This window comes from Alkalibacterium subtropicum (assembly GCF_900112455.1).
GTDB lineage: Bacteria > Bacillota > Bacilli > Lactobacillales > Carnobacteriaceae_A > Alkalibacterium > Alkalibacterium subtropicum.
In genome coordinates this window covers 171,982-193,255 of sequence record NZ_FOLT01000003.1, presented here as the reverse complement: position 1 = coordinate 193,255, position 21,274 = coordinate 171,982, and the positions used below count along the sequence as shown (strand labels likewise).

Here is a 21,274-nt window from a genome sequence, read left to right as displayed (position 1 = left end):
CGAATCTAAAGCATCTGAGGAATTGTGCCCTTGGATGCTTTTTTCTATACAAAACTAGACAGAATGGAGAATAACAATGAAAAAACAACTCAAACGACTGAGCCCGCTGCTTGCTTTAGCTGGTTTAATGTGGCTCCTTCCGCTGCCTGTATTTGCGGCAGAGACTGAAGCCAGTCTGGCTCAATCCATGGGGCCCTTGACGCTGATTCCGCCGATCGTGGCCATTATCCTGGCTTTTGTCACTAAAAACGTCGTCCTGTCCTTGTTCTTAGGCATCTTTGCCGGGACGATCATTATTCAGTATGCCGGAGGAGCGAGTATCCTTTTAGGTATGCTCTACGGTTTTACAGATATCGTGGATTATGTCCTGGGGTCGCTTTCTGACCCGTGGAACGCCGGGATCATTTTACAGGTGCTTGTGATCGGTGGACTGATCGCACTTATTACCTCAACAGGCGGGGCACGTGCGATTGCTGAAAGTCTGGCTAAACGGGCAAAAGGACCGGTCAGCACCCAAGTGATCACGTGGCTCCTGGGTCTCCTGATTTTCTTTGATGATTATGCCAATGCCCTGATCGTCGGACCGATCATGCGTCCCGTTTCAGACAAAATGAAGATCTCACGTGAGCGTCTGGCTTTTGTCATTGATGCAACAGCCGCACCGATCGCGGGTATCGCTTTGATATCGACCTGGATCGGTTATGAAGTGGGACTGATCAACGATGCTTACCAGTCCATTGGACAGAACGTCAATGCCTACGGGATTTTCCTTCAGACGATCCCTTACCGTTTTTATAACATTCTGATGCTGGTCTTTGTGCTGGTAACGTCCTTGACTTTGAGAGAATTCGGCTCGATGCGTAAAGCACAGGAACGTTCGCGTGACAAGCACGAACTCATTGCCAAGGGCTCCCATCTGGATAACGCTGACGAAGAAATGGAAGTTGTTGTCAAAGGCAAACCATCAGTGTGGAACGCACTGATCCCGATCGGTTCACTTATCCTGTTCAGTTTCATCGGCTTTTATACTGACGGCCGTTCAGCTATATTAGGCTCGGATAATGCCGCACTTATTCAGACGATCGAAAATGCGCCATTCTCTTTCGTCACATTACGAGAAGTGTTCGGCGCATCCGATGCCTCCGTCGTTTTATTCCAGGCTGCTCTGGTCGCCAGCATCATTGCCCTGATCATGGGCAAGCTGCAGGGGCATTTCAGTTTCAGTAAAGGGATTGACATCTGGGTCAACGGTATGAAGACCCTGATGATCACAGGGGTCGTCCTGCTACTGGCCTGGTCACTTTCAGGCGTCATGGGCGAACTGGGGACAGCCGATTACCTTGTGTCCTTACTAAGTGACGCGATGCCGCCGTTCCTGCTGCCGACCGTCATCTTTTTACTGGGTGCGATCATCTCATTTGCTACCGGAACGTCATACGGTACGATGGGTATCCTGATGCCGCTGGCTATCCCGCTGGCTACAGCCATGCAGCCGGGCGATGCGAACTTTGTCGTCATGTCAGCCGGTGCTGTTTTAACAGGGGCCATCTTCGGGGATCACTCGTCTCCGATATCAGATACAACGATCCTGTCATCGATGGGTGCCGGGTCCAACCTGTTGGATCATGTAAAGACACAGCTGCCTTATGCGCTTGTGGTTGCCGGCATATCCATCCTCTTCGGCTATATCCCGTCCGCGTTCGGTATGTCCGTCATGCTCGTCCTGCCGATAGCTCTGATAGCGGTCGTTGCCGTCATTTATATCTTTGGTAAGAAAATCGATACCACAGAAAATATTACAGATAACGGCTAACTGTTAAAAGCTTAGTCCTATAGTAGTGTGTAAAAAGCTGATCCACGGCTTCAAACACGCTGCTGTCGGGACTAAGCTTTTTATTTGCCTAAAATCAGCCTAAGTTATACGATATTGATAAGGAGGTCACAAAAAAAACGGTGTGGGTGCCTTCAGCACGGATCGAATGGACTCCGGACTGGAGATACCAGCAGGCGGTCATCGATCAGACCTTGCAATTATTTTCTGTAAAGGAGGACATACATGAAGTGGGAAGTGCACAGAGGCGACATCACGAGGCTGGAAGTCGACGCGATCGTCAATGCCGCCAACAAATCCCTGCTGGGAGGTGGAGGCGTAGACGGCGCTATTCACCGCGCGGCCGGGCCAAAGTTGAAAGAGGCGTGCAGAAAGCTGGGCGGAGCAGAGACCGGTGAAGCCAAACTGACCAAAGGGTTCGATTTGCCGGCTGATTATGTTATCCATGCCGTGGGTCCGGTCTATCGGGACGGTAAACACGGTGAATCGGAAAAACTGAGAGACTGCTACAAAAATAGTATCACCATCGCTAAGGAAAAGGGCATCAGTTCCATCGCTTTCCCGGCCATCAGTACCGGCATATACGCCTATCCGCTTGAAGAAGCCAGTGAGATCGCCATCCGTACGGTGTACGAACAGACAAAGGATGATGACACGATCGATAAGGTCCTGTTCGTTGCCTTTGACGACAAGACAGAATCGGTTTTACAAGACACGTTAGACAAAATGACACAGAGAGGACAATGACTAAATGAAAAATTATATACGCTTTGGACTTATGATACTCACTTCAACAGTCGGGATGTACTTTTTAATGTACTTCAATATTCTTGAGATCGATCATTTCTGGTTCAGCGAATCGAAACTCTACATGGCCTTCTTCATGGGTGCCTGGATGGCAGTCGTTATGCTCTTGTTCATGTGGAAGATGTATGAGAACAAAAAAATCAATTATGCTATTTTAGGATCGGCGGTCCTCGTGTTCGGTTTAGGACTGTATCTGGAAAGAAGCCAGACGACCGTTCAGGATGTCAGTTACATGAAAGCCATGATTCCACATCACTCAATAGCTATTTTAACGAGTACACGAGCAGAAATCAGTGATCCTCAGGTACGCGCACTGGCTGATGATATCATCAAAGCTCAGCGGGAAGAAATTGCTATAATGACTCAGTATATTGAGGAATTAGAAGACGGAGACGACGAAGAATTACGACCTGTCGAGGAACTGCGCGGAAACTAGGACGTCAGATTTGAATCGGACTTATCTTGAAAAGCAGTTTATATAAATAAGAGATCCGGCAGAGACAGCTTCAACCGTCTTCTGCCGGATCTTTCACTTTCAATGTTTTTTTATGACTGCTCCTTTAAGCAGTTCAGATTCACTGCTGCACTGTTTGTTTCAGCGATCCGTCCCGAGCTGGTACCGGTCATCATTACGGAAGGATTCTATCAACTCAATGCTTTGAAAGAGTGCAATTGATAAAAGAAGGGCATTCTTCTGCTAACTCCTGTTTACAGTTTGAGCCCAGTCAGTAAAAGAAAGGCGATCTTTCCCCAACTCTATTAGGTTATGGCGGTGAGCGGTTAAAAGAAAGCCCTTCTTTTGATCGCTCCAGACTGAAGACATTTTTGGTTGTAAAAAGAAGCCCCGTCTTCTAATAACTCAGCAGAAATTTTAGAAACGGGTAGATAAAAGATGCCAGAACTTTTATCTACCCGTTACACTACAATCATGCAGTTTCTATAAGTATTACAGTAAATGTTGACTGAAGGAGTGAATGGGTCCCAGTTCACAGAAGCCGGTACTTCTTTCGATTATCTTCTCTAAAAGCATGCAATTTTTCTGATCGCGCCTGCTTTAAATAAGTCTATAAGACAAGTCACCGTTGATCTCAGCCTCAAAAGTGACCGGCTTACCTCACTGAATCTCTCCGAATCATCAGAAATAACTGGCATGCCAATTCTTGTCAGTTCGTTAGTGTAATCATTTGGTCTTTAAGCTAATTATCCTCTGCCAACATTCCGATACGCGCCAGATAATCCGACATGTCGAATTTCCGTTCAAGCCCATTGGCGTTCATGTAACGGACTTTACCGAAAACAGGACGTTCTTTCCAGCCGTGATCATGCTTGCCGAAGACCCAGGCGATGCCGGTGAAGCTGTTAGGATCCCGGCCGTCGAGATGATACTTGTTGTTGAGATAAAGCGCCCTTAAAAAGGCATCTTCTGGCGTCTTTGTCCATTCGATGATCTTTTTTCCCCAATACATGCGCATATAGCCGTGCATTTTACCGGTCTTGACCATTTCTGACTGGGCGGCATTCCAGTAAGGGTCCCCTGTGTCCGCCGTTTCGAGCTCTAAAAGACTGTAGACCGTTTCGCGTTCATCCTCGGCATGCTCGGCCAGGGTTTCTCTGGCCCAGTCCGGCAGGCAATCATAGGTGTCGTAGGCCTCGTTGTAGAAAACGAAATTCATGCTCAACTCTCTGCGCACGACGAATTCCTCGATGAAGGCCTTCTTATTTTCTGATGAAGGAACGTTTTCCAGCTGGTGGTAGATATACAAAGGTGAGAGCTGACCGAAATGAAGATAAGGACTCATGTCAGACGTGACTGAAAGACCCGGCTCGTTCCTCTTTTCAGCATAATCTGCAAGGTCTTCCTCAATAAACGCAGCCAGCCGTTGTTTGGCTTTAGAAGTCCCGCCCGTGATCCAGTCGACGGGGGGCACGCTCGCGTCACAGCCCAAGTCGTCAAGAAGGGAGGGAATATCTGTCAGGTCGACTTTTTCAAAGGGCAGATCCAGATCGGCGGATGGTCGATCGACCTTACTTTCTGAAAAAGGTCCGGTATAGTCATCAAGCTGCTTGTGGATCTTGCTGCGAATCGTGCGTGCCGCATATTCTTCTTTATCTGATGCGACCTCCACGGGCACGATGACGTTCGTTTCGACCTGAATGAGCGGACAGGCGATCTCATCCGCTAACTGACTGCGCCAGTCCCTTTCGATACGCAAGTAGCCGCGATCCACGACCATCAAGGCAGCCTCTTCTGACAGAGCAAGCGCCCCTTTTTCCGGAGAAGTTTTCTGCACTACGAAAGCGATCTGGCGTTTGTTCAGTTCTTTTTCGACCTCCTGAAGTCCCTGGAGCATGAAAGCATAGTGCCTGGCATTGGCTTCAGGAAAATCAGCGGTAAGGCCAAAGTAAACGAGAAGCGGCTTATTCAGGTCGTTAGCCTTCTTTATCGCGTATTCCAGCGCATGATTATACTCCGTCCGCTGACTGGCCTGCATCCAGTAGACGACGTAGGGATTGTCTGCGGGTTCCTTTTCTTTCAACTGTGTGATCCGGTCGTTCATGATGATCTTCCTTTCTAAATTAAATAAATGTAATAAAAAACCACCCCTCATTTAATGTCTATGGACTTAAACAAAGAAGTGGTTCAGTTTTATTATGCGCGTGTTTCTTCGGGCAGTTCTTCTGTGGCATCGTCGGTCTTGCCTAAAGCAAACGTCAAGCCATAGCAGGCTAAAGCGATCACCAGCGCGATGACCAGTTTAATAACGGCATTGCCTGTCGTCAGATCGTTCAGCGCATCTGTATTGGCAATAACTGCCACAGGTGAAGCCATGACGAGTCCGAGGATCGATGCGTAGGTGAAGCTCGGATAATGGGTGAAGAAATAATCGATCACTTGACTGATCAAAATGATGCCCGCCACCATACCTAAAGCATAAGCGATCAGCAGCACGGTGAAAGGGATCAGCTCAGTGATATTAAAGGCCGCCAGATTCGTAGTGAAGCCGTTGATCGTATACACGACGGCGTAATAGTACCCCATGATCAGCATCAAGAGTGAGCCGCTGATCCCCGGGACTACCATGGCTGCGGCAGATACGAGTCCCACAAAGAACAGGGCGACTACTGGACCGATGCCCAGGCTGATCGTTTCAGGTCCGCCACCCGAAACATCCGCCACGCCCATCCAGGACACGAGGACGAAAAAGACCGCAAACAGGATCAGGTGGACAGGGGTCGCTTTGCGTTTCGTTTCAAACAAACTCTCTTTGAACGACTGGGACAAAATAGGCAGACCACCTAAAATCAGACCTACGAAAGCAAAAGCCGTGTATAACGTGTGTTCAGCCAGCAGCCATTCGATGACCATGGAAAAGCCGGCAACACCGATCAAAGCCCCTGCGACGAGCGGCAGCAGCACACGCATGCTCGCCTTGAACTCTTTTCTGACATGAGTGAAAGCATGGATGACATCATCATAGATGCCGAACGACACAGCCATCGTCCCGCCGGAAACACCTGGAATAATATTAGAAATACCGATAAACAATCCTTTAATAACTAACCATAAATACTGCATAATAGTCTCCTTAAAAATAAAATGATAACGTAACTGTTATATAGTTTAACATATAAATGTGAAGGTGTGCGTAAAAAAATGTGACCAATGGGTTCTGTTGAGGCTTTGCCGGGCGGTCTATTCTTTTGTGACAGCTCTTATTGTAAGATGTTCGAAACGTGAACTATATAGTGTGTGCTCCTCCCTAAGGCCGGACAAGAAAATGTTGACTGTTTATGTGAAAATGGAATATGTTATAATTGAGTAAGTGACTGAGAAATGACTGAGATAGACTGGATACGATAATCAGCAAGGAGGCAGCAGGAATGGTCCTGATGGGCGTAGAAGTAACCCTATTGATCTTCGATTCCTATTCCCTGAAAGAAAAGCGCAGTGTCATCAAAAGCATTTTGAGACGGACAGAAAATCGTCACCACTTGGCCGCTGCTGAAGTGGGTGATATGGAGCTGCACAATAAAGCCGTGATCGGTTTCGGTATCGTCGGGAACGACCGCATGCTCTGCCGCAGGAGACTGGAAGCCGCACTCAGGGAAATCGAAGAAAACTATGAAGTGGAGATCCTTGATTTCAACTGGATCGAAGCATGATCAGAAGTCAGTGCGTGAAAGATAAACGATGAAAGGAAAGGACATCATCATGACTAATACACCTGAAAATGTGTCATTTATCAAATGGAAAGATGGAGAGACCGAACTGTTCGATCTACTGAAAGGTCACACGAAAGCAGACCTGCTGGAACTAGCCGAGAGCCAGTCCGTGGCTGTCAGAAAAAGCTGGAACAAGACGAAGATATCAGCCATACTCTCCGAAAAAATCACTGAGCTGGCCGAGACGATCTATCATCCCGTGCTGAAAGAGGTCCTTGAGCGTCTGCCTGACCGGGAGACAAACGTTTACCGGGTCAGTGACTTGAGTGAGATCGTGGGCTTTATCCCGCTGATAATAAAAGGATTCTTCTTCGTCGCCCGTGATGGAGACGGCATCCTGCTGCTGATCCCGGAAGATATCCTGTTCAGCGTCAAGGACCGCATGGATCTGGACAGTGAAACGAATGAAATACTTAACAGGGGCACCGCCAGAAAAGCACCTTCCCATGAAGGGGACAGAAAAGCCGAACTGCTGAACAGCTGGAAAGAAAAATCCCTGGCGATCTACGGGAACGTTTCGGTGGCGCACCTTCAGAAAATCTGGAATCGCTATTTTGATGACCCGGTAAGCCCGGAAGAAATAAGACAAATACTTAATTAAGTTCATACAAGGAGAAATGCATGATTAGAATAGTTATTGACTCAGGGATCGACCAGAATGATTACATGAAAGAAACCTATGACTACGACTTTTTACCGTTGAGCGTCATCATCGATGAAAAAGATCATCTGGATCAGGTGGAGATTTCACTTGAAGAGGTCCATGAAAAAATGGCACAGGGCATCCTGCCAAAGACCTCCCAGGTCTCACCGAAAGCCATTTTAGATATGCTGGATAAAGCCAGTACACAGGGGGATGATGTGATCTACATCACCATTTACAGTCAGTTTTCCGGAACGCACCAGGTCGCCCGGACGGTGGTGGAAGAATACCGCAGCACCTATCCAGATATGAATATTGCCGTCATCGATTCTAAAGGCGGATCCGGCGGGGGAGCCCTTTTAGCACTTCAGGCTATGGAGATGGTGAAGAACGAACGGGATTTTGAAACGATCGTTCAGCAGACGAAATGGAACGCCGAGCATATCCAGTATCATTTCACGCTGAATAATCTCATGTGGCTCGTCAAAGGCGGACGGCTTCCGAAAGTGGCCGGGTCTGCCGGAGATGCCCTGAACATCAAACCGTATCTGTCTGTCAATGAAACAGGCATTTATCTGAAGAAACTGGTGCGCGGACAGGAACGCATCTATAAGCGGATCATCAAAGACATGAAAAAAGGTGTCGGGTCCTTTACCGATCAGCTGATTACTATCAGTCACGTCAATGATTATGGAATGGCGCTTAAACTGGAAGCCATGGTCAAGGAAGCCCTGCCCGAAGCCTCAGTACAGATTTTCGACATCGGCGCAGTGCTTGCGGCCCATTTGGGTATCGGAGGCGTCGGCGTCTTTTATCTGGATGAAAAACCAGAAAACTATATGTATATAGAAGAATAATAGGTAAGACATCCTTGTTTTTATACAGGGATGTTTTTTGTATCAATGCATATTATTTGGCGAAATATACAGTGAGCGATATACTTGAACTGTTCAGATAAGAACAAAATTAAAGGAAAAGGAGTCGGTTATTAATGGATAACATAGCTAATTCGTTCGAAAATGCACTGGCGAATTTCATCGATTATTTGCCGCAGTTGCTGATGGGGATCCTGCTGATCCTTGTTGCATGGATTGTGGCAACATTGGTCAAGAAAGCCATAGTCAAAGGACTGGACGCAACCAACTTGTCAGGTAAGCTGGCACGGTGGGGAGCAGCAGACACCAACGATCAGGGCAATTCAATGGTCATAGCGTTAGGTAAAGTGGGGTATTTCTTAGTTTGGGTATTATTCTTGCCCGGTATTTTTGCCACATTCGGACTGGAGTCGATCGGCGAACCTGTAACCAATATGATCGATACAGCCCTGGCCTTCCTGCCCAACATCATTGCAGCCCTAATCATACTAGTGTTAGGGTTCTACGTAGCTAAATTCGTTAAGAACTTAGTCTATAACCTTGGTGTGGCAGCGAACATTGACAGAATGATGAGCAAGTTCGCTGGATCAACCAATGACGATGATATGGATGCAGACAAAGTAAAAGACAATAAGCAGACCCTGGCATCAGTACTGGCCAACACTGTTTATGTGCTTATCCTCATCCCGATCATCCTCATGGCACTGGATGTGCTCAACATCGACACGATCGCTGAACCGATCAGCGAAGTACTCAATTCCATCCTTAATGCCATTCCAAACATTCTGGTAGCGATCGTCCTGCTTGCCGTGGGTGTCGTCATAGCCAAATTTACTGGAGACATGCTTACTGACTTGCTAAGAGGTACAGGCTTCAACAAGTACTCTTCTTACCTGAACAAATCAGGGAACATGAACCTTGACTTAGCTAAAATCATCGGCAACACAGTAGCAGCATTGATCGGACTATTCTTCCTTGTTGAAGCATTGAATGCCCTCAATCTGGAAATGCTGAACAGTATCGTTTCAGCCGTCATTGCTTACTTGCCGAACATTTTATTCGCAGCGATCATTATCGGACTGGCATTTATTGGAGGAAAAATGCTGGCGTCCGCTATTAAGAGCTCAACAGGCAGCAAGTTTGCCGGAGAATTAGTCAAATATATTGTGATCGTCTTTGCCTTATTCATGGCATTAGACCAGCTGAACTTCGGTTCTAACATTGTAAACCTTGCTTTCTTATTCATCATCGGTGGGTTAGCCGTAGCATTTGCTATCTCATTCGGTTTGGGCGGCCGCGACTTTGCCAGAAAACAACTGGAGCGCGCTGACCAGAAAATCGATAAAGAAAGCTCAAAACCAGGCAGCTCCTCAAGCGACAAATCGAATCTATAATTAAGAGTTAAAAGCAATAAGAAGAAATCCGGAAGAGCCTTTAAGCTCTTCCGGATTTTTCTTTGTGTGAATGAATTCCTTTGAAAGGCTATAATGGAGCATTCGGTAGTTAGACAGCAAGTATAAGCACCTAGTTACCGAAATCCGTCAGGTTCAGTAATTAGGTGGATAAAAGGGGGCGCTACCTGACGAATATAAGCATGGTTCGACACTTTGGATCAGAGGCTCAGAACCTACTTACCGAAAAAGCTCTCGTTCGGTAGTTAGGAACGATATGATCAACTGTAAGTGTCGAATGGCAGGCAACTTCAGCTATTACATTCAGTCTATGGCAGCCTACTTACCGAAGTACCTCGAACTCGACACTTAGAACGGCTGTCCGGGTCCCTACCTGTCGAATGGCACACTTATAAGTGCTAGAAGACTGGATTTCAGTTTGCAATCGAATAATCAAGTAATTTCTAGGCATTCACACAAAAAACACTTCTGTCGGGATTTAGAGATCCCTACAGAAGTGTTCGGGTGTTTACGTTATAGTGTAATAGCTGCTTATACGAAGAGCCAGTTGAATACGCCGAAGCCTAAAACGAGCGTGATGGCGACTGGAGCGAAGAAACGTGACAGGCCATAGAAAGAGTTGCGCATGGAACTTTTATCCAGATCCGTATGCGTAAACACATCCTCCTTGCTCCAGGTCCATGCCACGAACAAGACAGACAGCAGGGCACTTGATGGAAGCAGCACGTTCGCTGTCAGGAGATCCATAAAGTCCAGGAAACTGCTGCCTAAAACAGTGATCTCCATGGCACCCTGACTGAGTGAAGAAGGGATACCTAACAAGAAGATGACCGTTCCTAAAAGCAAGGTAATACCTTTACGTGTCATATTGACTCGATCCATCAGGAAGGCAACGGATACTTCAAGTAAAGAAATACTTGAAGACAGAGCAGCGATAGATAGAAGAACGAAGAACAGCAGGCCGACAAAGACACCGATACCGCCTAAAGCTTCAAAGATAACTGGAAGGACGATAAAGACAAGACCTGCGCCTTCAGTTGGATCCAGTCCGAAAGCGAAGAGGGCCGGGAAGATCATAAGCCCTGAAACAAGCGCGAAGCCTGTATCCAGAAGGATAATAACGGCCGCCGAGGATGTCAGACGTTCTTCCGGTTTCAGATAACTGCCATATGTGAGCATGATGCCCATGCCCAGACTCAGGGTGAAGAAGGCTTGTCCCAAAGCGGCAATATAGACGTCTGGGTCAGTAAAGGCTGACCATTCCGGCTGGAACATAAAAGCGAAGGCTTCGGCTGTTCCGCCTAAAGTCAGGCTGTAGACAGCAAGACCAATAACGAGCAGGCTAAGGATCGGCATCATCCATTTGCTGGATTTCTCAATCCCTTTCTGGACACCCAGTAAAACAATAACGACGGTCAGCCCCATAAACATCAGTGACCAGAAAATAGGGGCGACGGGCTGAGCAATGAAGTCAAGGAAGAACGCCTGTGAATCTCCGGCGATGCCGCCAGCGAGATACTCAAATGTATAACGCAGAGACCAGCCACCGATGATGCCGTAAAACGACAGGATCAGAAAGGCTGCCAGGACCCCTAAACCACCTGCAACATACCAGTATGTGTTCGGCGCGATTTTTTTGAATGATTGGACGGCGTCATCCTGACCGCGTCGGCCGATCGAAAATTCAATAAGCATAACTGGGAAACCTATCAGAATAACGCTGAGTAAATAAATAATTAAGAATGCTGAACCACCGTTAGATCCCATTGCGTATGAAAAGCGCCAGATATTACCAAGACCGACTGCCGATCCCATCGTTGCTAAGATGAAGCCCCACCGGGAACCCCAGTGTTCTCTTTTCTGTTCCATGATATCACTCCTTGTTTTTTTACATTAAAAAATAATGAGAATTTAATGATGATTCTCATTCTATAGGATTCAATTCTACTTTACAAGTGTTTTTTTAGAAAAAATAACTGGTTATTTGGTTGAAAATGCTTTCTTTGCAGCATGAAGTGATTGTGTCCGGTTTCAGGCTGATATGACTATAAAATGATTAAATAATTTATTGCTCCCGTTTAAGAAGTGAAAAGGCATACAATAAAAAAAGCCGGAAATTAGTGAGCAGACTGAATAGTGTTCCTTGGAAAGTCCGGAAGTGTTCACAATTTATACACGTTTTCACTCGGATATTTCTGATTTTTCCTGGCAACTTATGAATGCTCATGCAAGCCAACTTGTTAACTTTGTTTCATTTATTTGAGATGAAAATAAGTAAGACTGAAAGCTGCCGATCCAGCGGAAATTATTCACAAATGACTTAATTTAGACACAGACACTCCCTGGCTTCTCTAGTATAATTGGGACAAATAACGAATACTTATAGGTCGTATAACTTGTCAGAGAGCAGGGGTACTCATGAAAAAACGTTTTGTCTACGTCATCGACACACCAACTGAATCAAAAGAACTGTTAATAAGAGAACATGAACTGATCGAAAATGCCGACGGAGAACTGGACTGTCCACTGGATCTGATCCTGCATCGCTACCAAATGGAATGGGGAGACCTCTTTCAGATGAAAGCCGCAACGGTATCACTCATGCAGGAAGACTTTTATGAAAGAAAAGTCATCCGCTCCATCTCATTCGAAAATCTTTACTACTTCCAAGAAAAATAAGCGATCAGTCACAGGATCGCCTGCACTGTCGCTTATCCATTCATTTTATGCATCTGTTTCAATACCTTCTAATATCTCCCATTATCTTACTTACTGATCTTCCTCTTTAACTTCTTTTAAATCTTCCGCCTTCGTCACGTCAAATTTCTCAAAATCTTTGGCTTTTGTGTCATCCGCTTTTTCTGCTTCATTTGTCTTTGTTTCATTGACCTCGTCAGCAGGGCCGGACACAAATGCATTGTCTTCAGTCTTTTCGTCTTTAAGGAATTCCTGGGGAACAAGGTTTTCCCTCGGTTCATTACGGAATGCTTTATCTTTTTTTGACAAGGTGATCGTCTCCTTTATTTGATTTATCCCGCTTTGTGAGAGCGAACAGGTGAAAGTCTTTAGGAGTCTCCGTTCCACTTTTCACGGTTCACTAAAATAATGGCCTTGAGATCTTTCCGCTCAATCACCCTCGCAGGTTCGTTCTTTAAATGATCGGCAAAGTCAGTCACTTTTACAGAAATTTTTTGCTCACGTACTCGCCTGGTTCGGCTGCTGATGATGCAGGCCGTGTTCGTTTTGCATAGTGAACCCTGTATGCTCACAAGTGGTTTAACTAGTCATAGTTTATCACAGTTGAATAATGAACGCTTACATGACGCATTCTGTGTTACAATAGGGGTAGATTTTTCAGCACAGATCAATATATTGGAGGAAGAACAATGGCTTGGATATTTTTAGTGCTCAGTATCGCAGCACTCGTGTATATTTACATACAAACTTATATGATTGACATTTCCCATTACACTATAACGATCCCAAAGTTAAGCAAGACGATGCAGGGGAAGAAGATCGTGCATTTAAGCGACCTTCACTTGAATCCGAAAACTAATAAAAGTTTTGTTGAGACGATTCTCGATACGACTGAAAAACAGGAGCCGGACTATATTTTCCTTACAGGCGATCTTGTTCAGGCAGGCCTCGATGATTTCGTCGACACACCATTACGGCGCTTTGTCGAAGAGTGTGCGAAGATCGCGCCGACGTATGCCGTCACAGGAAATCACGACATCATGAGTGGCTCGTTCAGTGACTATCAATTTATTCTGGAGACGGCGGATGTGAAACTGCTGATAGATGAAGCGGTGGTTTTGCCGGAAGGATCAGCAGAAGGCATCACCCTCATGGGACTGACCGAAAGACAGGATCAGTCCAGCTTGCCTCAACCGATACTCGGACCGATCACGCTGACGAAGGAAATGGTGGACCTTCCCAAAATCCTGCTGGCACACAGACCGGAATATTTTGTTCATTATATGCTGGATAAAACCAAAACGCCCGATTTGATATTAAGCGGCCACACACATGCCGGACAGTTCCGTCTGCCGATCATAGGGGGTGTGTTCGCACCGGGTCAGGGGCTGTTCCCTAAATATGATTTTGGGCTCTTCACCCATGAGGAAGATCCGTCTAAGCGCATGATCATCTCACGCGGTTTAGGTAACTCATCCTTTCCCGTCCGCATCAACAACCGTCCGGAAGTCGTCACCATCACACTGAATGGATTGTCAGAAAGTACCATAAGTTGAAGTGACTATCTGTTTCATTTGCATGATCGATTGTTTACAATGAAGTAAAGGAGAGATTTTTATGACAAAATTGAGGTTAGGTACCATCGGAACAAGTATGATCACGGAACAGTTTATTGAAGCAGCCCAAAAGAGTGGCGCATACGCCTATCAGGGGGTGTACTCCCGCCATATGGAAAAAGCAGAGGCTTTCCAGGAACGCTATCAGGCAGAAGCGGCTTACGACGACTTTGAAGCCTTCCTGAGTGACGACAACATAGACGTCATCTACGTTGCTTCACCTAACAGTCTGCATTTCAGTCAGGCCAAAGCCGTCATTGAACACGGAAAGCATGCGATCGTCGAAAAGCCGATGGTCACCTCATTGGACCAGTGGACAGAGTTGACAGAACTGGCAAAGGAAAAAGGCGTGGTCGTCGTTGAAGCGGCTCGTCATATTTTTGAACCGAATTTCGAGAAACTGACCCAGCTAATCAAAGATTTCAAAGGCATATACGGCGCGACCCTGACTTATGCCAAATACTCTTCACGTTACGACAACGTATTAGCCGGAGAAGAACCGCCGATCTTTTCACCAAAGTTTGATGGTGGAGCGGTCAATGATCTAGGGATCTATACCGTTTATGCCGCACTGCGCTGGTTCGGCCGACCTGAATCGGTCCATGCCTTCTCACAGAAAGTACGCACGGGCGTTGACGGCAAAGGGACAGCTGTCCTTCGGTATGCCGATTTCGATGTCACGCTGCATTACGGTAAAATCATGACCGCGACGGTGCCTTCAGAAGTTTACAGTCTGGATCAGACCCTGGTCCTGGATGCCATCACCGGTGTTGAACAGGCCGAACTGGTGGATGCCAAAACACGTGAAAGTCAAACAGTCGAGCTGGATAAGTCAGCTGACAATCCGCTGATCTGGGAAGCCCAAGCATTTGCTGATGTCATGCAGGACCCTGAAACCTCAGGGAATAAAGAAGCCTTGGACGAGTGGCTGACCCTTTCCTATAACGTCCATGAAGTGCTGGATCAGATCAGACAGCAGAGTTAAAGAGACAGCCAGGCATTCCCGCCGCGCTTTGCTAGACACGAAAAGACCTGAGGTGTATGATTAATCTAAAGAAATCGCTTTAAACGTGTCTCAGATAAAGTGAAAATAATTGTTGGGAGTGGTCGATGTGGCAACAAAAAATATCATGCTCGTCTGTGCAGCAGGAATGAGTACCAGTATCTTAGTCACTAAAATGCAGGAAATTGCTGAGCAAAGAAGTCTCGATGTTCATATCTTTGCTGTTTCAGGAACGGAAGCGGAAGATAAACTGAAAGACAGACCAGTGGACATCATGATGCTGGGACCTCAAGTGCGGTACATGAAACCGAAATTTGAAGACCTGGCTGAAAAGAATGATATCATTATTGAAGTCATCGATATGCGGGACTACGGGACCATGAACGGTGAGAACGTGTTGAACACGGCCTTGAAACTAACTGAATAGCAGATCTGTTTAAGGAGGACGAGACATGCCTGAACGTAGAGATGAAATCATGGAAGTTGTAATGACCCTTATCATGCATGGGGGCGATGCACGAAGCAGCGCGATGGAAGCCATCCATGCCGCTAAGGACAATGACTACGAACGCGCTCAGAAAAAGCTTGACGGGGCGGATGAGTCGATCAGTCAAGCGCATAAAGTCCAGACGGATCTGCTGTCTCAGGAAGCATCCGGAGAAAATGTGGAAATCAATTTGCTCCTGGTCCATGCCGAGGATCATTTGATGAACGCGATGACCTACCGTGACCTGGCCGGAGAGATGATCGAGCTCTATAAGCGCATCAACTGAAAATCTGGATTCTTGAAAGGATGCAGTTGCTTGGATGAGTGACTGCGCCTTTTAAGAGTCCAGGTTCTTTTTTATGTCTAGGGGTAGCTTGGGGCTGTGGCTTATGGAAGCAGGGGATGCTGGGAACATCGATCAATGTCGGCTCACAGGACGTTCGTTGAACGCGTGCGACATCGGGTGCCAGAAAGTGTCGACTGGTGCGGAGATGTGGAGACGAGTGCGACATTGAGTCCTCGAAAATGTTCACTGATACGGAGATGTGGAGATGAGTGTGACATTGGGGGCCAGAAAGTGTCGACTGGTGCGGCGATGTGGAGATGAGTGCGACATTGGGCATCCAAAAGTGTCGACTGGTGCGGCGATGTGGAGACGAGTGCGACATTGGGCATCCAAAAGTGTCGACTGGTGCACAGATGTGGAGATGAGCACGACATTTAGCCTTCAAAAGTGTTCACTCGCGCGAAAATTGCTTTTCGGTAGACAACTTAGGCCCGCTCGCTTCAGTGTTGACCGTAAGATCTTCAAGAATGAAGTTGAACGGGCACGTTCAACCTCCACGTGAAAATGCCCTTCACAAGGATCTGGGCGTCAGGCCCAGATCCATCCGATACCGAAAAATGTTAAAAAAGTCCGAATGGTTGTTGTATTTGAAAACGTTTCAGTGTATAGTTGTAAGCGAAAAGAGTTTTCATAACTATTACATAAATCAGGAAGGAGGATCACCAATGACGATTACAGTAAACGCCCGTAGAGGCTTCGCCGATAAACCAATTGAACGCAAAACGAGTCATGTGCACTCCTCCTGGAAGATACACTAGAATCCGTTTGATCAGCAAACGATAAGTATAAACCCGTTATGGGTGATTCAGTCTATTCTCTAAAAGGGGGTAGACTGTCTTTTTTTGTCTGAGTATTAAAATCAAGAGTTATTAAAGCAGCCGAAATCATACAATGAACAGCGCTTCTTTAATAGAGGAAGGATGGATCCATCCATGTTTGATGTTTTGATCAAGTTAAAATTTTTCTTTAAAGAACATAAATGGCAGTACATCATATCGTTTGTCACACTGTCCCTGTCGAATGTTTTTGCAGTCATTATTCCCTTTATCATCGGCCGTTTCGTCGATGCGATCGTCACCGGTGAAATGGATGGGGAACTGCTCCGTCTCTATACGATACAGTTTGCCGCTCTGGTCTTTATCACCTATGGACTGGATTTTATCTGGGGGTATGGGCTGTTTGCCGGCGCCTATAAATTGCAGCGGCAGATGCGCAGCACGTTGATGCGCCACTTTCTGCGCATGCGGGCACCATATTTTGAAAAATTCCGCACAGGTGACTTGATGGCGCGCGGGACTCAGGATATCAGAGCGCTGGCTGACACGGCGGGATACGGCATGCTGGTCCTGATGAGTGCCACAGGCTTTACCGCCACCTTAGTCGTCATGATGGGCCTCACCGTCAGCTGGTCACTGACCTTTGCGACCGTAATCCCGCTGCTTCCGATGGCTTATATCATCAAAGTCAAAGGGGCACAGGTTGATGAAGCGTACGAAATCGCTCAGAAATCCTTCTCATCTGTCAATGACGATGTTCTGGAAATGATCGACGGCATGCGTGTCATTCGTGCCTATGTCAAAGAGGACGACTTCATCTCAAAATTCAAGGATCAGACCAATGACCTGCTGAAAAAGAATAACCGCGTCAATGAGATCGCAGCTATCTTTGCCCCCACCGTCAAAGCGTTTGCGGGCATCAGTACCATGATTGCATTGAGCTACGGTGCCATACTTGTCTCAGAGGGGGTTCTGACTGTAGGGGATATCATTGCCTTTCAGATGTATCTGGGGATGATGATCTGGCCGATCGTCTCCGTGTCTGAACTTATTCTGATCTTGAGACAGGGCAGTGCCTCCATGCGTCGGGTGGAAGAGATCACCCATGCCACAGACGGACTGACCTTCGAAGGGACAGTCGACGCCCGGACAGTCGACGATTTCGACTTCAGAGACTTTACCTTCCGATACACGTCCAGCGAAACGATCAATCTGGATACGATCGACTTGTCCCTCCCCAAAGGCAAAACATTGGGGATCGTCGGCAAGACCGGTTCAGGGAAGACGACCCTGATCCGTCAGCTTTTAAACCAGTTCCCGTCCGGATCCGGGACATTCAATATGGGACAGCGGGCGTATAGTGACTACCAGGATCCATCGGTCAGAGCCCTGATCGGCTATGTCCCGCAGGATCATGTCCTCTTCAGCCGTAGTGTGCGGGACAATATCGCATTCGGTAAAGAAGAAGCCTCGGACCAGGATATTCTAAGAAGTATCCGGCTGGCTTCCTTTGAAGAGGACTTAAAGAACATGGAACGCGGTCTGGATACGATGATCGGAGAAAAAGGCGTCTCCATTTCTGGCGGACAGAAACAGCGCATCTCGATCGCGCGTGCGCTCATTAAGGATCCTGAAATACTGATCCTGGATGATTCTTTATCAGCGGTGGATGCCATGACAGAGCAGAATATCATCACCAATATCCAGGATGTGAGACAAGGCAAGACGACGATCATCGCTACCCACCGGCTGTCGGCGGTCAAGGGAGCAGATGAAATCATTGTGCTGGATAACGGCAGGATCATTGAGCGTGGGACCCATGATGAACTGATCGCAGAAAAAGGCTGGTATTATGAGCAGTTCATGAAGCAGGAAATCAAAGGGTCAGCACCGGACAGCACTGAAGATTTTCCGGACGGATTGCGACCGGAATACGAAAATGGAAGGGGTGACGGCAGATGAAAACAGTGAAACGTCTCCTTAAATATATGAAATATTACAAAGGGTACTTTGCCATTGGGATCAGTCTGGTGATTTTATCGACCATGACAGACTTGGCCGCACCGATCATTGCCCAGCGTGTCATCGATAACGTCATCACACCGGCTGCACAGGAAGGTGAAGCTGTGACAGGCACACTCATAGAACTGATTGCTGTGTATTTCGGTCTGACAGTGTCGACCGTCATCCTTCGTTATTTCTCAGCCATCTATCGGATGCGGGCAGCCAACGGGGTCATCAAGATCCTGCGTGATCAGCTGTACACGCACGTTCAGGAGCTGCCGATCAATTACTTCGACAATCAGCCGGCCGGCAGCATCGTGGCCCGGATCACCAATGATACTGAAAGTTTGAGAAAGCAGTTTTATGTCGCCACAGTCGGTCAGATCCTGATCAATGTCTTTTATATCATCGGGGCCTATCTGGCGATCGCCTTTTTCCATCAGGGGCTGGCGCTGACCCTGCTTATCCTGATCCCGGTCATGTATTTATGGAACAAGTATTATACGACGTATGCCCGAGATTTTCACCGGAAGGAACGGGACCTCAACTCGGATATCAACGGCAAGCTGAACGAGTCGATCCAGGGGATGCAGATCGTGCAGGCTTTTGGGCAGGAAGAAAAGATCCAGGGCGAGTTCGAAGAAATCAACGACAAATGGTATGATGTGATGCGCAAGTACGTCATCCTGGATTCCGCGTTTCAGTGGACCTTTGCTGACTTCTTGAGACGCTTCTCGCTGCTGCTGTTAATGGTCTACTTCAGTACCCGGTACATCAACGGTGTGCTGGGGATCTCGGTCGGGATGCTCTATCTGTTCGGGGATTATGTCAGCCGGTTGTATGAACCGATCAAAGGGACCATCCAGCAGATCGCTTTTGTCCAGCAGGCTATTGCTGCGGGAGACCGGGTCTTTGAGCTGATGGATATGGAGGCCGAAGACAATGCGGCTGAGTCGCTCGAAGTCACAGAAGGACGGGTGTCATTCAGCAGCGTTCACTTCAGTTACACAGAAGACAAGGAAGTCCTGACCGACATCGACTTCACAGCCGAGCCCGGACAGACTGTGGCCTTGGTCGGTCACACCGGATCCGGGAAAAGTTCCATCATGAATCTTTTGTTCCGTTTTTACGATCCGCAGACCGGTAAAATCACCATCGACGGTCAGGATACCAAAGCTTGTTCAAGACAATCTGTCCGTCACGATATGGGCATCGTGCTCCAGGATCCGTTCCTCTTCACGGGGACCATTTATACGAATATCACGATGGACAATCCGTCTATTTCCAGAGAAACAGCCACACAGGCACTTATCGACGTCGGGGGCGAAGACCTTCTGGAAAAATTCGAAAAAGGCATCGATGAACCGGTCGTGGAAAAAGGCAGCACCTTGAGTTCGGGCCAGCGCCAGCTGATCTCTTTTGCGAGAGCTTTGGCCTTCAACCCGAAAATCCTGATACTGGATGAAGCGACCTCCTCGATCGACACGGAAACGGAAGAGATCATTCAGCACGCCATGAACGTATTGAAAGAAGGACGCACGACCTTTATCATTGCCCATCGGCTGTCGACGATCCAGCATGCTGATCAGATCCTGGTGCTGGAGCAGGGTGAGATCATTGAGCGGGGCCGACATGAAGAACTGCTCGATCAGCAAGGCGCCTATTCAGAAATGTATGAAATGCAGAAGAAAGGCCAGACTGTTCCGGCATAACAAAAAGCCATTGTCCGCGTGAATCGGGAACAATGGCTTTTCTGCTGGTTTATTTTTTTGAAGAATAGTTCAGTGCTCGGGTGTCCAGGTCCTTCTTGAAGATATCACGGAAGAACTGGATAAAGGGTCCCAGGAAGAAAGCGGTGATGACTGTATTGACGCCTAGGCCGGCACCGAGTAAAAAGCCGATAACAGTGATCGACACATCGATGATGACACGGGCCAGTCGGTAAGACAAGCCGGCTTTCTCAGCTAGAATGATCGGCATGGCATCATAGGGTGCGACCCCTTCTTTGGCCTCGATGTACAAGGCAGCTCCCATTGAAAGGAACAGGATACCGAGGATCGAGATGAAAATGCGGATAGGCAGTCCTTCAAACGTCCCCAGCGTGCTGGTGATCAGATTGACGAAGACATCCGAAAGGTTACCGACGATGAAAATATTGAAAATCGTGCCGATACCGATGAGGGCTCTGTTCGCAAAGAAAACGTAGATGAGCATCAGGAGACTGGAATACATCAGGAAGATGCCGAATTCCATATTCAGTACTATACTGAAACCTAAGTTGAACGTCGTATAAGGATCGGTCCCCAGACTGGCTAAACGGAAAGCCGTTACTGCCATGGCGATAAAGATCGTACCGATCAGCGAATATGTTATTTTGATTTTTTTCATAGATATACCTCATTTATAAAAATTTGTCCATTATCCATCTTAAGATTAAAAAAAGATAAAGTCAATGTAAAAAAGAAAACTCTAAGAAAACAAACCGTGTCTGACTGCGTTCTGGCTTATTTTAGACACAGCTGGTGTATCAGCTGCGCCATATAAAAAGAAATC

19 protein-coding genes are annotated in these 21,274 nt (G+C 47.1%); 14 read left to right on the top strand and 5 right to left on the bottom strand.

The window, feature by feature from the left end; genetic code table 11:
• Positions 1–76 precede the first annotated feature (76 nt).
• From BM049_RS04405 to BM049_RS04395, 3 genes are all read left to right on the top strand, one after another.
• Positions 77–1,813, top strand: coding sequence for a Na+/H+ antiporter NhaC family protein (locus BM049_RS04405; protein WP_091528979.1), 1,737 nt, complete (start codon positions 77–79; stop codon positions 1,811–1,813).
• Positions 1,814–2,056: 243 nt separating this feature from the next.
• A complete protein-coding gene (locus tag BM049_RS04400; protein WP_091528978.1) occupies positions 2,057–2,578 on the top strand; it encodes an O-acetyl-ADP-ribose deacetylase in 522 nt (173 codons plus the stop codon).
• Between the two features lie 4 nt (positions 2,579–2,582).
• Positions 2,583–3,074, top strand: coding sequence for a DUF305 domain-containing protein (locus BM049_RS04395; RefSeq protein WP_091528976.1), 492 nt, complete (start codon positions 2,583–2,585; stop codon positions 3,072–3,074).
• A gap of 760 nt (positions 3,075–3,834) precedes the next feature.
• Here BM049_RS04395 and BM049_RS04390 read toward each other — a convergent pair.
• On the bottom strand, positions 3,835–5,196 hold the full coding sequence (locus BM049_RS04390) for a deoxyribodipyrimidine photo-lyase (RefSeq protein ID WP_091528974.1): 1,362 nt from the start codon (positions 5,194–5,196) through the stop codon (positions 3,835–3,837).
• 92 nt (positions 5,197–5,288) lie between these two features.
• Entirely contained in the window at positions 5,289–6,215 is a 927-nt protein-coding gene (locus tag BM049_RS04385) for a DUF368 domain-containing protein (RefSeq protein ID WP_091528973.1), read from the bottom strand.
• A gap of 305 nt (positions 6,216–6,520) precedes the next feature.
• Here BM049_RS04385 and BM049_RS04380 point away from each other — a divergent pair, with 305 nt between their 5' ends.
• From BM049_RS04380 to BM049_RS04365, 4 genes are all read left to right on the top strand, one after another.
• A complete protein-coding gene (locus BM049_RS04380; protein WP_091528971.1) occupies positions 6,521–6,802 on the top strand; it encodes a DUF503 domain-containing protein in 282 nt (93 codons plus the stop codon).
• Positions 6,803–6,851: 49 nt separating this feature from the next.
• The gene (locus BM049_RS04375) at positions 6,852–7,463 is read left to right on the top strand and encodes a hypothetical protein (RefSeq protein WP_143079452.1); all 612 of its coding nucleotides are present in this window, start codon (positions 6,852–6,854) and stop codon (positions 7,461–7,463) included.
• A 20-nt stretch (positions 7,464–7,483) separates the two neighbouring features.
• Complete coding sequence (locus BM049_RS04370; protein WP_091528968.1) at positions 7,484–8,362, top strand: DegV family protein; 879 nt, start codon at positions 7,484–7,486, stop codon at positions 8,360–8,362.
• Positions 8,363–8,496: 134 nt separating this feature from the next.
• Positions 8,497–9,774 (top strand): mechanosensitive ion channel, encoded by a 1,278-nt coding sequence (locus BM049_RS04365; RefSeq protein ID WP_091528966.1) that lies wholly within the window; start codon positions 8,497–8,499, stop codon positions 9,772–9,774.
• A gap of 549 nt (positions 9,775–10,323) precedes the next feature.
• On the opposite strand, the gene BM049_RS04360 is transcribed toward BM049_RS04365, so the two are convergent.
• Complete coding sequence (locus BM049_RS04360) at positions 10,324–11,661, bottom strand: sodium-dependent transporter (protein ID WP_091528964.1); 1,338 nt, start codon at positions 11,659–11,661, stop codon at positions 10,324–10,326.
• Positions 11,662–12,210: 549 nt separating this feature from the next.
• On the opposite strand from BM049_RS04360, the gene BM049_RS04355 reads away from it, so the two are divergent.
• A complete protein-coding gene (locus BM049_RS04355) occupies positions 12,211–12,471 on the top strand; it encodes a hypothetical protein (RefSeq protein WP_091528962.1) in 261 nt (86 codons plus the stop codon).
• 90 nt (positions 12,472–12,561) lie between these two features.
• On the opposite strand, the gene BM049_RS04350 is transcribed toward BM049_RS04355, so the two are convergent.
• Positions 12,562–12,798: a hypothetical protein gene (locus BM049_RS04350; protein ID WP_091528961.1), complete on the bottom strand. Its 237-nt coding sequence runs from the start codon at positions 12,796–12,798 to the stop codon at positions 12,562–12,564.
• 380 nt (positions 12,799–13,178) lie between these two features.
• On the opposite strand from BM049_RS04350, the gene BM049_RS04345 reads away from it, so the two are divergent.
• The 6 genes from BM049_RS04345 to BM049_RS04320 all read left to right on the top strand — a co-directional run bounded on the left by BM049_RS04345 (position 13,179) and on the right by BM049_RS04320 (position 20,433).
• A complete protein-coding gene (locus BM049_RS04345) occupies positions 13,179–14,045 on the top strand; it encodes a metallophosphoesterase (protein WP_091528959.1) in 867 nt (288 codons plus the stop codon).
• Positions 14,046–14,106: 61 nt separating this feature from the next.
• Positions 14,107–15,090 (top strand): Gfo/Idh/MocA family protein, encoded by a 984-nt coding sequence (locus BM049_RS04340; protein ID WP_091528958.1) that lies wholly within the window; start codon positions 14,107–14,109, stop codon positions 15,088–15,090.
• 127 nt (positions 15,091–15,217) lie between these two features.
• The gene (locus tag BM049_RS04335; RefSeq protein WP_245751856.1) at positions 15,218–15,535 is read left to right on the top strand and encodes a PTS sugar transporter subunit IIB; all 318 of its coding nucleotides are present in this window, start codon (positions 15,218–15,220) and stop codon (positions 15,533–15,535) included.
• Positions 15,536–15,560: 25 nt separating this feature from the next.
• Entirely contained in the window at positions 15,561–15,881 is a 321-nt protein-coding gene (locus tag BM049_RS04330; RefSeq protein WP_091528956.1) for a PTS lactose/cellobiose transporter subunit IIA, read from the top strand.
• Positions 15,882–16,873: 992 nt separating this feature from the next.
• Positions 16,874–18,679, top strand: a complete 1,806-nt coding sequence (locus BM049_RS04325) for an ABC transporter ATP-binding protein (RefSeq protein ID WP_091528955.1) — start codon at positions 16,874–16,876, stop codon at positions 18,677–18,679.
• Complete coding sequence (locus BM049_RS04320; RefSeq protein ID WP_091528953.1) at positions 18,676–20,433, top strand: ABC transporter ATP-binding protein; 1,758 nt, start codon at positions 18,676–18,678, stop codon at positions 20,431–20,433. The genes BM049_RS04325 and BM049_RS04320 overlap by 4 nt, the downstream gene beginning before the upstream one ends.
• Positions 20,434–20,482: 49 nt before the next feature.
• Here BM049_RS04320 and BM049_RS04315 read toward each other — a convergent pair whose 3' ends face one another.
• Complete coding sequence (locus BM049_RS04315; RefSeq protein ID WP_091528952.1) at positions 20,483–21,109, bottom strand: YczE/YyaS/YitT family protein; 627 nt, start codon at positions 21,107–21,109, stop codon at positions 20,483–20,485.
• Between the last annotated feature and the right edge of the window lie 165 nt (positions 21,110–21,274).